Annotated in this window: 9 protein-coding genes; 2 read left to right on the top strand and 7 right to left on the bottom strand. The window is 64.6% G+C overall.

What is annotated here, in order from left to right; translation table 11 throughout:
* Positions 1-15 precede the first annotated feature (15 nt).
* Together Q0T48_RS18060 and Q0T48_RS18055 are read right to left on the bottom strand one after the other, a co-directional pair.
* The gene (locus Q0T48_RS18060) at positions 16-708 is read right to left on the bottom strand and encodes a hypothetical protein (RefSeq protein ID WP_295959154.1); all 693 of its coding nucleotides are present in this window, start codon (positions 706-708) and stop codon (positions 16-18) included.
* Positions 705-1,832 (bottom strand): Re/Si-specific NAD(P)(+) transhydrogenase subunit alpha, encoded by a 1,128-nt coding sequence (locus tag Q0T48_RS18055; RefSeq protein WP_295959153.1) that lies wholly within the window; start codon positions 1,830-1,832, stop codon positions 705-707. The genes Q0T48_RS18060 and Q0T48_RS18055 overlap by 4 nt, the downstream gene beginning before the upstream one ends.
* A gap of 160 nt (positions 1,833-1,992) precedes the next feature.
* Here Q0T48_RS18055 and Q0T48_RS18050 point away from each other — a divergent pair, with 160 nt between their 5' ends.
* A complete protein-coding gene (locus tag Q0T48_RS18050) occupies positions 1,993-2,460 on the top strand; it encodes an NUDIX hydrolase (protein WP_295959150.1) in 468 nt (155 codons plus the stop codon).
* On the opposite strand, the gene Q0T48_RS18045 is transcribed toward Q0T48_RS18050, so the two are convergent.
* Positions 2,457-3,431: a 2-dehydropantoate 2-reductase gene (locus Q0T48_RS18045; RefSeq protein WP_295959148.1), complete on the bottom strand. Its 975-nt coding sequence runs from the start codon at positions 3,429-3,431 to the stop codon at positions 2,457-2,459. The genes Q0T48_RS18050 and Q0T48_RS18045 overlap by 4 nt on opposite strands.
* A 127-nt stretch (positions 3,432-3,558) precedes the next feature.
* Between Q0T48_RS18045 and mnmA the strand changes: the two genes are divergently transcribed.
* Positions 3,559-4,677 carry a tRNA 2-thiouridine(34) synthase MnmA gene (gene mnmA, locus Q0T48_RS18040; protein ID WP_295959146.1) on the top strand — a complete coding sequence of 373 codons (1,119 nt, stop codon included), beginning with the start codon at positions 3,559-3,561 and terminating at the stop codon, positions 4,675-4,677.
* A gap of 219 nt (positions 4,678-4,896) precedes the next feature.
* On the opposite strand, the gene Q0T48_RS18035 is transcribed toward mnmA, so the two are convergent.
* From Q0T48_RS18035 to Q0T48_RS18020, 4 genes are all read right to left on the bottom strand, one after another.
* Positions 4,897-6,447 carry a methyl-accepting chemotaxis protein gene (locus tag Q0T48_RS18035; RefSeq protein WP_295959143.1) on the bottom strand — a complete coding sequence of 517 codons (1,551 nt, stop codon included), beginning with the start codon at positions 6,445-6,447 and terminating at the stop codon, positions 4,897-4,899.
* 140 nt (positions 6,448-6,587) lie between these two features.
* The gene (locus tag Q0T48_RS18030; RefSeq protein ID WP_295959141.1) at positions 6,588-8,747 is read right to left on the bottom strand and encodes a response regulator; all 2,160 of its coding nucleotides are present in this window, start codon (positions 8,745-8,747) and stop codon (positions 6,588-6,590) included.
* Complete coding sequence (locus tag Q0T48_RS18025; protein WP_295959140.1) at positions 8,744-10,333, bottom strand: PAS domain-containing protein; 1,590 nt, start codon at positions 10,331-10,333, stop codon at positions 8,744-8,746. Before Q0T48_RS18025 ends, Q0T48_RS18030 begins: the two co-directional genes overlap by 4 nt.
* 180 nt (positions 10,334-10,513) lie before the next feature.
* Positions 10,514-11,683, bottom strand: coding sequence for a putative zinc-binding metallopeptidase (locus Q0T48_RS18020; RefSeq protein ID WP_295959138.1), 1,170 nt, complete (start codon positions 11,681-11,683; stop codon positions 10,514-10,516).
* Between the last annotated feature and the right edge of the window lie 91 nt (positions 11,684-11,774).

Genomic DNA, 11,774 nt, shown 5'->3' with positions numbered 1-11,774 from the left:
TCCGTAAACGGGCTGTTAGTAAACAAACGAGATAGGCGGCACGGTCATCGTGCCGCCAAAAGAATACAGCGCCTCTTTTACCGACGCACCAAGCACGTCCATCCCTGCGGCGACCGCTGGCGGCAATGTAGTTGGCATGCTGGCGACCACCGGCGTACGCCCCGGTAGACCTGCAAAATTTTGTGCCAAAAAGACCTCTACCTCTACCAGGCTGCCATTTCTAATACCCATGAATAGCCGGGCAAAGTAACCATTAGTGGGAAAAGATTTATTCGCGGGCTTGACCGCATCCCCCATACGTTTTAACGAGCCCACCGTCAGCATGCGTGTACTCACAAAGGGGCCGCCGCCGCCCAGGCACTCGGCAACATAAGGCTTGCCGTCGGTATAGTCGTGGACATACATACTGGTGTTTGGTCTGCAGTCAAAGCTCCACTGGAAGCCCGTCCCCGCCCCTCGGGTTGCCTGCCACAAAATGGCGGCAACCACTTGCCCATTAGAGCCTGGCAACACCACCAGTCCTGCTTCGACCGGCATTTTTCCCCTGGCACCCTTAAGGTCCACATCTACCGCGGTGGCATCGAGCTTCTCCCAACCAGACTCTGCCAAATTGAGAGTGAACCGGCCAATCTCCAACTTGCTCTGCGCCCACACTGGGACTATGGCAAGCAGCGACAGCAGCCCACACAAAACGAGCTGCTTTTTCATACCCTTGTGACCTTTCCGTTCTGCGTCACCAGGCAGGCGGCCACGATGTCGTCGGCCAGGTCCACGTTCAGCGTGCCTTCTTTGGTCAGCACCAGCTTCAAAAAGTCGAGGATGTTGCGGGCGTACAGGGCGGACGCATCGGCGGCCACCAGTGCGGGCAGGTTGGTTTCGCCGATCAACGTCACGCCATGCTTGACGACCGTTTTGTCGGCCTCGGACAGCGGGCAGTTGCCGCCACCGTTCGGCCCCTTGCCTGCGGCGATGTCCACGATCACCGAGCCGGGCTTCATGCTTTTCACCATGTCTTCGGTGATCAAGGTGGGCGCGGCGCGGCCAGGAATCAGCGCGGTGGAGATCACCACATCGGCCTGGGCCACGCGCTTGGCCACTTCGACCTGCTGGCGGGCCAGCCAGCTGGGCGGCATGGGCTTGGCGTAGCCGCCCACGCCCACGGCTGCTTCTTTTTCTTCCGGCGTGTCGTACGACACCTCGATGAACTTGCCGCCCAGCGACTCCACCTGTTCCTTGACGCTGGGGCGCACGTCGGATGCTTCGATCACCGCGCCCAGGCGCTTGGCGGTGGCAATCGCCTGCAGGCCGGCCACGCCCACGCCCAGAATCACCACGCGGGCGGCCTTGACGGTGCCCGCGGCGGTCATCAGCATGGGGAAGAAGCGCTGGTATTTGTCGGCGGCCATCATCACCGCCTTGTAGCCGGCGATGTTGGCCTGGCTAGAGAGCACGTCCATGCTCTGGGCGCGGCTGGTGCGGGGAGCGGCTTCCAGCGCAAAGCTGGTCAGACCCGCCGTGGCCAGGCGTTGCAGGCCCTCGGCATCGAAGGGGTTGAGCATGCCGACCAAAGTGGTGCCGGGGCGCATCTGCGCGGCCTCGGCATCCGACGGACTGCGCACCTTGAGCACCAGGTCGCAACCCAGTGCGCCTGCGGCATCGGTGATTTCGGCCCCGGCTGCCGTGTAGGCCGCATCGGTCACGCTGGCGGCAATGCCAGCGCCCGACTGCACGCGGACCGTATGGCCCTGGGCAGCCAGCTTTTTGGCGGTTTCGGGGGTGACTGCGACGCGGGTTTCTCCGGTCGCCGTCTCTAGCGGCACACCAATCAGCATGAAGGTCTCCTCGATGGTTTTAAATATTCTTGAAAATGCGTAACTATTTGCTTGATTTGCAGCAAAAGTCACTATCTTTGCCTTGCAAGCTTAACTGACTTTATCCACCCAACTGCCGCCGCTGCACGCCTGGGCGACAGATCTTCACCATAAAGGCCCTATGAAGCATCGATGGAAACCCAGCGTTACGGTGGCCGCCGTGGTGGAGCACGAAGGCCGGTTCCTGCTGGTCGAAGAACACACGCCCGAGGGCCTGCGGCTGAACAACCCCGCCGGGCACCTGGAGCCCGGCGAATCCCTGGCCGAGGCCTGCGCCCGCGAAACGCTGGAGGAAACCGCCACCAGCTTCACCCCCACCGCCCTGGTCGGGGTGTACCAGGCGCGTTTGCTGCCCGCCAACAGCACGGAATTCACCACCTACCTACGCTTTGCCTTTTGCGGCACGCTGGGCGACTTCCACCCCGAGCGCAAACTGGACCACGGCATCAAACGCACCCTGTGGATGACCCCCGCCGAAATCCGCGCCAGCACCCACCGCCACCGCAGCCCCATGCTGCTGCGCTGTGTGGAAGACTATCTGGCGGGTAGGCGCTTTCCGATGGACCTGGTCTACACCGCGCCCGGTTAATACAAGCCGCGCACCCGGGCCTGCAGCCGCGCCAGGCCCAGCAGCGCGTCGGTAAACGGTGTCGCCACGCCAGTCAGCACGCCCAGCTCCTGCACCACCGTGACCAGCGCGTCCAGCTCCACCGGTTTGCCCGCTTCCACGTCTTGCAGCATCGAAGTCTTGAAAGCCCTCAGCTTGCGCGTCACCGCGTGGCGGTCTTGGGGCTGCTGGTCGATGGGGATGCCGATGCGCGCGCCAATTTCCTTGGCCTCCAGCATCACCCGCGAGATGAAGTCGCGCACCAGCGGGTCCTCCAGGATCAGGTCGGTGGTGGCCCCGGTGAGTGCGCTGACCGGGTTCACCGTCATATTGCCCCACAGCTTGAACCAGGTGTCTTGCTGGATCTGCGGGGACACCTCTACCTCCAGGCCTGCACGGGTCAGCAAGGCGGCCAAATGCTCCAGCCGTTCGCTGCGGCCCCCGGCGGGCTCGCCCAGGATCAGTTTGTTGCCAAAATGGTGCTGCACCTCGCCCGGGGCCCGCAGCGCGCAACTGGCGTGCACCACGCAGCCGATGACGTGCCGGGCCGGAATCGCCGCCGCAATCTCACCGGTGGCATCCACCGCCGTCAGCGCCGTGCCCTGGTAGGCCCCGCCAAACCCCTGGAAGAACCACCACGGCACGCCGTTCATCGCCGTCAGCACAAGGGTGTGCGGCCCCAAGAGCGGGGCGATGCCGCGTGCCACCGCGGCCATGGCCGGGGCCTTGACCGCTACCACCACCAGGTCCTGCACGCCCAGCGCCGCCGCGCTATCGGCCGCCTGCACCGGGACCTGCAGCACACCGTCGGCGTGGTGCAGCCGCAAGCCATGGGTTTGCAAGGCGGCCAGCGTGGCACCGCGCGCCACCACGCTGACGGGCTCGCCCAGGGCCGCCAGCCGCGCCCCGATCCAGCCGCCGATGGCACCCGCACCGTAAATACAAATTTTCATGAAAAAGCCCTTCTGCGCAATTCGCACCTGCACGAGGCGCTATCGTATTTGAAGCCATAGCCCTGGCCAGTCTAGCCTTCTGCCCGGCGGCAAGGCAGGGCCAGGCCCATGTTTTTACAATCGGGGCATGGGAACACACAGCAAACAACGGGTCGTGGTCGGGTTGAGCGGCGGGGTGGATTCGGCCGTCAGCGCCTATTTGCTCAAGCAGCAGGGCTATGAGGTCATCGGCATCTTCATGAAAAACTGGGAGGACGATGACGACAGCGAGTACTGCTCCAGCAACATCGACTTCGTGGATGCCGCCGCCGTGGCCGACGTGATCGGCATCGAGATCGAGCACGTCAACTTCGCCGCCGAGTACAAAGACCGGGTGTTTGCCGAGTTTCTGCGCGAATACCAGGCAGGCCGCACGCCCAACCCCGACATCCTGTGCAACGCCGAGATCAAGTTCAAGGCGTTCCTGGACCACGCCATCCGCCTGGGTGCCGAGAAAATCGCCACTGGCCACTACGCGCGGGTGCGGGAGGTGGGCGGCCAATTCCAGCTCCTGAAAGGCCTGGATCCGTCCAAAGACCAAAGCTATTTTCTGCACCGCCTGAACCAGGCCCAGCTCAGCAAAACCCTGTTCCCGGTGGGCGAGTTGCACAAGACCGAGGTGCGCCGCATTGCCGCTGAGATGGCGCTGCCCAACGCCGCCAAGAAGGACTCCACCGGCATCTGCTTCATCGGCGAGCGGCCCTTCCGCGACTTCCTGAACCGCTACATCGCCAAAGAGCCCGGCCCCATCAAGGACGAAAAAGGCCGGGTGCTGGGCAAGCACGTGGGCCTGAGCTTCTACACCCTGGGCCAGCGCCAGGGCCTGGGCATTGGCGGCATCAAGGAAAAAGGCGCGCAGCGCGGCGGCGGCGAACACGCCCCCTGGTTTGTGGCCCGCAAAGACATGGAGCGCAACACCCTGTGGGTGGTGCAAGGCCACGACCATCCTTGGCTGCAGTCCCACACCCTGGTGGCCGACGACGTGAGCTGGGTCGCAGGCCACGCCCCCACGCCGGGCACCTACGCCGCCAAAAGCCGCTACCGGCAGGCAGATGCGCCGTGCACGTTGGCAGCAGCAGAAAGCGGCTTCCGCCTGGACTTTCCGGACGCGCAGTGGGCCGTGACACCAGGGCAATCGGCCGTGGTGTACGACGGCGAGGTGTGTTTGGGCGGTGGGGTGATAGGCGTGGATTCAGGCATAAAATAAGCCTCCAGCGCATATACAACCTACACAAACAGCTATTTTTTTAATAGCAAATCAAGCAACTGGCTCTGGCAAGGGCCCAATAAGCACCCCTGCCCGCCCCAAGGCAAGCGCAGCAAAGCCACCTCGCGAACAGCGCGGAACTGGCTCCGCCAGGCCGCTGCTGTTGCCCCCTGCAAGGGGGTAGGCGGCCACACGCAGTGGGCAAGCCTGGGGGTGTACCTACTCCAGTTTGAATTGCGCCACCACCTGCACCAGGTCACTGGCCTGGTGCTGCAGGCTGCTGGCCGCAGCGGCCATTTCTTCCACCAGGGCGGCGTTTTGCTGGGTGGCCTGGTCCATCTGGGTGACGGCCTCGCCGACCTGGCTGACACCGGCGCTTTGCTCGGTGCTGGCGGCGCTGATCTCGCCCACGATGTCGCTGACCTGGCGGATGGCGCTGACGACTTCGGCCATGGTGGTGCCCGCCTGGTCCACCAGGGTGGTGCCCTGGGCCACGCGCTCCACGCTGGCGCTGATCAGCACCTTGATCTCCTTGGCGGCCTCGGCGCTGCGGCCGGCCAGGCTGCGCACTTCGCTGGCCACCACGGCAAAGCCCCGGCCCTGCTCGCCCGCGCGGGCGGCTTCCACAGCGGCATTCAGCGCCAGGATGTTGGTCTGGAAGGCAATGCCGTCGATCACGCCAATGATGTCGGAGATTTTTTGCGAGCTGTCGTTGATGCCCTTCATGGTCTGTACCACCTGGCTGACCACGGCCCCGCCCTGCACCGCCACGGTGGACGCGCGCAGGGCCAGCTGGTTGGCCTGGCGGGCGTTGTCGGCGTTTTGCCGCACGGTGCTGCTCAGCTCCTGCATCGAGGCAGCGGTTTCCTGCAGGGCGGCGGCCTGGTTCTCGGTGCGCGAGCTCAGGTCGTGGTTGCCCTCGGCGATCTCGGCGCTGGCGGTGGAGACGCTCTCTGAGCCCTGGCGCACGCTGCTGACCACCCGCACCAGGTTGGCCTGCATGTCTTGCAGGCTGGTGATCAGCTGGCCGACCTCGTCGGTGCTGTGGGCCTCCATCCGGCCGGTCAGGTCGCCCGCGGCTACTTGGCGGGCCGCCCGGTTGGCTTCGGCCAGCGGCCGGGTGATGGAGCCCGCCAGCCACCAGGCGCAGACCACGCCAAACAGCAGGCTAACGGTGCCTACGGCGATCAGCAAGTTGCGGCCCTGGGTGGTGTTGTCCGTCATGCCCTGGGCCTGCAGGTCGATGTCTTGCCGCTGGGCCAGCATCAAGGCCTCCAGCGCGTCCAGGTAGGCCTTGCCTGCGGGGCTGAACTTTTGCTCCAGCAGCTGGTTGGCTTCGTCGGATTTACCCTCTTTCTTGAGGGCCGACACGGCATCGCGGGCCTCCACGTAGGTTTTGCGGGCGCTGCCGATGGCGGCAAACAGGGCTTTCTCGGCATCGGTCTTCATCAGCGGCTCCAGCGTTTTCTGGGCCTTGCTGGAGCGCTCGCTAGAGGTGGCCGCGTCTTGCGCAAAGTAGCTGGCCAGCGTGGCATCGCTGCTTTTGGCGATGGCGGTGGTGCGGCGCACGCTGGTGTGGATGTCGCGGTACCAGTCGCTGACCAGGCGCTCGGTCTGGATCGGGCTACCCAGGATGTACTGCGTGGCCTGCGCCGAAGCGTTGAGCTTGACGATACCCACCAGGATGGAAATAAAACACAGCAGCAGGATCAGCGCAAAGCCCACGCTGAGGCGCTTGGTGATGGAGAGGTTGGACTGGAAGGCAGACATGGCGGGGAGGCTCCTGGACAAGGTGGAGTAGTTGGCTTGCGTTAAAAAAATATATCGAATTGGCATCTAGCGCATATAAACAGTACATGTATAGCTACATATTTGATACCGGTTAAACCAGGCCGCCAGATGCGTGGCGGTTAAACCGTCCCCCGCTGCAACACGCCCAGCGCGGCTTCAAAGTCATACTGGGCCACTGCCGCTTCTATCTCGGCATAGCGGCCTTGCAACACCTGCTGCAGCAGCACGGCGTGCTCTTGCAGTAATTCGATGGATTCGGCATCGTCCTCCCCCAGCAACAGGGCCAGCCGCGCGCAGATGGCATCGGCCTGGGCCGTATCCACCGGCGCTGCCGCCACCACCACGGCCATGGGGGCGGGCAGCTGCTGGGCGATGGCGGCCACCAGCAGGTCCAGCAACTGCGCGGTGCGTTCGGCCAAGATGTGGATACCGGCCAGCGGTTCTTGCAGGTGGATGGCACGCTCCAGCTGGGCGGCGCTGGCCTGCAGCAGGCTAGCGCCGATGTTGCCCGCCACGCCCTTGAGGGTGTGGGCGGTGCGCTCCGCGGTGTCCAGGTCGCCGCGCTCCAGGCTGTACCGCAGCTCGGCCACGGCGCGGGCCTGCCCGGCGGCGAACTTGCGCAGCATGTCCTGGTACAGCGGCTGTTTGCCCATGATGCGGCGCAGGCCCTGGGCCACGTCCAGGCCGGGGATGCGGCGCAGGCCGTCCATGGTGGCCTCGGCGTGCGGGGTGCTGGCCGCGGAGGTGCGGGAGTCGGGGTCGACATCGACGTGCTGTACCAGACCCAGGCCGCTGCGCGGGCGGATCCACTGGGCCAGGGCGCGCCAAAGCTCGTCGGGATAAATGGGCTTGGTGACAAAGTCGTTCATGCCTGCATCCAGGCAGCGCTGGCGGTCGGCGGCCATGGCGTTGGCGGTCATGGCCACGATGGGCAGCATGGCGTTACGGCGGTCCTGGCGCAGCAGGCGGGTGGCGGTAACCCCGTCCATCACCGGCATTTGCATGTCCATCAGCACCAGGTCGTAGCGCAGTGCGGCATCCTGGTGGGCCTGGGCCACCATGTCCACCGCGATCTGGCCGTTGTCGGCAATCTCGACCACAAAACCGGTCTCGAACAGCATCTCGCAGGCGACTTGCTGGTTGAGCTCGTTGTCCTCCACCAGCAGGATGCGCGCACCGCTGAGCGGGGCCAGCGCCTCCAGCGCCGAAGCCCCGCTGTCCGGGCTGCTCGCCGCCGCGGTGGGCAGTGCCCCCCGGCCCATCGCGCCCAGCATGGTGTTGAACAGCAGCGAGGCGTTGACGGGCTTGACCAGCAGGTCTTCAATGCCCGCAGCCTGCGCGCCCTGCACCACTTCTTCGCGCCCGTAGGCCGTGACCAGAATAGGCTTGGGGCTGGGCTGCAGCCCCAGCGCGGTGATGGCATGCGCCGTTTGCAGGCCGTCCATGCCGGGCATTTGCCAGTCCAGCATGGTGATGTCAAAGGGCATGCCTCCGGCAGCGGCATCGCGCACGGCGGCCACGGCTTTGGCCCCCGAATCGACCGAGGCCACCTCAAAACCCATGCTGCGCAGCATGTCTACCAGCACGAGGGCGGCGTGGGCGTTGTCGTCCACCACCAGCACGCGGCGCCCGCGCAGGTCCAGGTCGGTCAATGCGGGGCGCGCGACCTCTTCGCCCAGGCCCAGCAGCGCGGTAAACCAGAAAGTGGAGCCCTGGCCAAAAGTGCTTTCCACCCCCACTGTGCCGCCCATGGCTTCGGCCAGGGCTTTGCTGATGGCCAGGCCCAGGCCGGTGCCGCCGTATTTGCGGGTGATGGAGCTGTCGGCCTGCTGAAAACTTTGGAACAGGCGGCTGATTTGCTCTTCGGTCAGGCCGATGCCGGTGTCGCGCACCTCAAAGCGCAGCAGGGCGGTGTCGTCGGACCCGGCCTTGAGGCGCACCGCCATGCTGATTTCGCCGCGCTCGGTAAACTTGATGGCGTTGTTGGCAAAGTTGATCAACACCTGGCCCAGCCGCAGCGCGTCGCCGCGCAGGCTTTGCGGCACCTCGGGGGCCACGTCGCAGACCAGCTCCAGGCCTTTGGCGGCGGCTTTCTCGGACACCACGTTGGCCACGTTTTCCAGCAATTTGTCCAGGGCGAAGGGCAGGTTTTCGATAGACAGCTTGCCAGCTTCGACCTTGGAGAAGTCCAGGATGTCGTTGATCACGCCCAGCAGGTGCTGGCCGGACTGGCGGATTTTGGCCACGTAGTCGCGCTGGCGCGGGTTCAGGTCGGTCAATGCGCTAGGTAAGACATGCCGATGATGGCGTTCATGGGGGTGCGGATTTCGTGGCTCATATTGGCCAGGAAGTCGGTTTTAAAGCGGTTGGCCTCCTCGGCCAGCTCTTTGGCGCGGCGCAACTCTTCTTCGGCGTGCTTGCGCTCGCTGATGTCTTCCAGCACCCAGATTTCGGCCTCGGCAAAAGCCGCCACCTGCAGGCGCTGGCCCACCAGGCGGCCGTCAAACCGGCTGCCATCGGCGCGGCAGAGGCTGCGCTCCAGCACCACCCGATGGTTCTGGTTGAGCAAGGCATCCACATCGGCATCGAAGGCTGCGTGCTCTTCTGGCGAGGCAAACAGCATGGCAAAGGTGCGCACACTGCCATCCTGCAAATCCAGGCCCGGCAGCCCAACGATGGCCGCAAACCCGGCGTTGCACTGGCGGATCTGGCCATCGGCCCAGAAGATCAGGCCCGAGGGGATGTTGTCAAAGATCACCTGCTGCTGCGCGGTGACTTCGTGCAGACGGATTTCACGCTCCTTGGTCGCGTCGATCACCTGCAAATAGCCGGTGGACAGCACCGAGCCGTCCGGCAGCGCCCGCGGCACCGACGCGCAGTGCACCCAGTGCACCTGCCCATCGGCGCGGCGGATGCGAAAGTCGCAGGCAAACACCTGCATTTTCTGCAGCGCATCGACCGAGGCACGCAGCATCTCGGCCAAGTCGTCCTCGTGCACGGTGGCCTCCATGGCCCGGCCATCCTGCAGCACGTTGGCGGCGGAAATCCCCAGGACTTCCTGCACCCGCTCGCTCATATAGGTGTAGTGGCTCTGGCCGTCAGGAAAGCGTTTCAGGCGGTACACCACCAGCGGCAGTGCGGAGGTGATTTCAAACAGGTCGTCTTGCGCGGCGCGCTGCACGGCCTCGGTTTCCAGCCGGGCATCGGCCTCCAGCAGGCGCAGTTGCTGGGCCTGGGCCCCGGCAGCTTCGCGCTGGCGGTATTGCAGGTACAGGGCCACCACCAGGCCCAGGGTCAGCAGGCCCTGGAATAATGTCAGCAGCCGGGTGGTGGTGATTTGCCGCTTCACTTCCACAGTGCGCTGCTCCACCACGGCGGCAGACGATTCGCTGGACTCCAGCGACAGGCCCCGCACCACATCGCGCAGGTCGGCCACCCGGGTTTGCAGCATCTGCAATTGGGCCCGCGTGGGCAGGTGGGCGGCTGCGGGGTCGAACACCGGGTCGGCCACCACCTGGAATTCCTTGAGCGCCAGGCGTGCGGCCTGGAGCAGCTCGTGGTTGCGCAACAGCACAACAGACTGGGCCAGGTCCAGTGGCGCGGCGCGGCTATAAAACAGGTCATAGCGCAGTTGCAGGTCTTCGGCGCTCTGGCTTTCGGGGGCCAGCAAACGGCGGTCCAGCGCCCAGGCAAAGCGGTAGTACTCCACCTCCAACTGCGACACGTTCCACGCCACATCGCGGTCGGTGCGGCGGCTGACCTGGTTCATGCCCTCTTGCTGGGAATACTGGAACACCGCAATGGCCGCGTACAGCGCGACCAGCAACGCCACCAGCAACGCCAAGAGTTTGCGGCTTCGGGTCATAGAGGAAGAATCAACGGCATCGCGATGTGCTTACAAATAAACACATTGTGGCGCATTTAAACCGGCTAATCCACCGCGCAGACCCCTGCGCCGCGCCCGCACTATTTGCTATGTTTTAGTGAGCACCTAGCGTATATCCAATATACCCTAAGTGCCTTTTTAATCTAAAAATAATAGCAGCTACATCCCGCGTGCTTGCAGCACCACGCAGTGGATGAACTGCAATTTGGCCACCACCGGGGTGGTCAGCACAAAGGGGTAGAAGTCTTGCTCGCCCATGCTGCGCGACATTTCATTGAGCACGCCGGTTAGCTCGACCCAGGCGTTGGCGATTTTCAGGAAGCTGTCGGCGCTGGGGTCTTCGGGCCGCCACAGGGCCTCGCGGGTGAAGGGGGCGTAGGGCAGTTCCACATCCTCGGCATCCAGGCCAAAGCGCATGGCCGTGCCCAGGGTGTCCACCATGTGCAGGTAGTGGGCCCAGGTTTCGGCCCAGTCCTCCCAGGGGTGGGTGCTGGCGTAGGTGCTCACATAGCGCTGGGCCCAGTCGGCGGGCGGGCCTTCTTCGTAATGGTGCTTGAGGGCGGCGGCGTAGTCGGCACGTTCGTCGCCAAACAGGGCGCGGTAATCAATCAGCCAGGGGGTATCCACAACCAACCGGTCCCAGTAGTAATGCCCCACCTCGTGGCGGAAGTGCCCCAGCAGCGTGCGGTAGGACTCGCCCATTTGGGTGCGCACCTGCTCACGGCGGGCATCGTCGGCCTCGTCCATGTTCAGGGTGATCAGGCCGTGGTCGTGGCCGGTGAGCACTGGTTTTTCGGGCTCGGGACGCAAGAAGTCGAACGCCAGGCCCAGCACTTCGGGCTGGTGGGCCTGGCGCGGCTCCACCGGCAGGCCCATCACCATCAGCTGGGCCACCAGGTGGCGCTTGGCGATTTCCAATGCCCGCCAGGCGGCCAGGTTCTCGGGCACGGAGGGGTCGGACACGGTGCGGTTCAGGCTACAGGCCAGACACACCGCGCCAGGGTCGGCCTCGCCGGGCAGCAGCCAGTTGCAGCCAATGGCGTGCAGGTTGGCGCAACGCCGGTAGCGGGGGCCGTCAGGGGCCTTCCACAGCGTCCACAGTTCGGGCTGGTCGGGCACGGCGGCCAAGGGCTCCAGGCGGGAGCTGCTGGTGACAAAGCCCAGCGGCGTGTGGCAAACCAGGCATTCGCTGTTGCGAAAGAACACCGGCCGGCCGCACTGGCACACGTAGGCGCGCGAGCCCCGGATGGCCCCGTGGTCCTCCTCGGGCAGGGTCCAGAAGCTTTCAAACAGGGCGAAAGGGCGAAATACAGCGGTAAAGAAGTCCATGCAGTGAGTCTATGTGCAGCCGGTCCGGAATGTCTGTGCGTTAGACCGCACAGGAACGTATTCAAGATACCAAACACCCCGGTAGATTCCC

This window comes from Rhodoferax sp. (genome assembly GCF_025354435.1).
GTDB lineage: Bacteria > Pseudomonadota > Gammaproteobacteria > Burkholderiales > Burkholderiaceae_C > Rhodoferax_B.
Note: the sequence above shows the minus strand (reverse complement) of the source record. Positions and strands in the feature narration are given on the sequence as shown.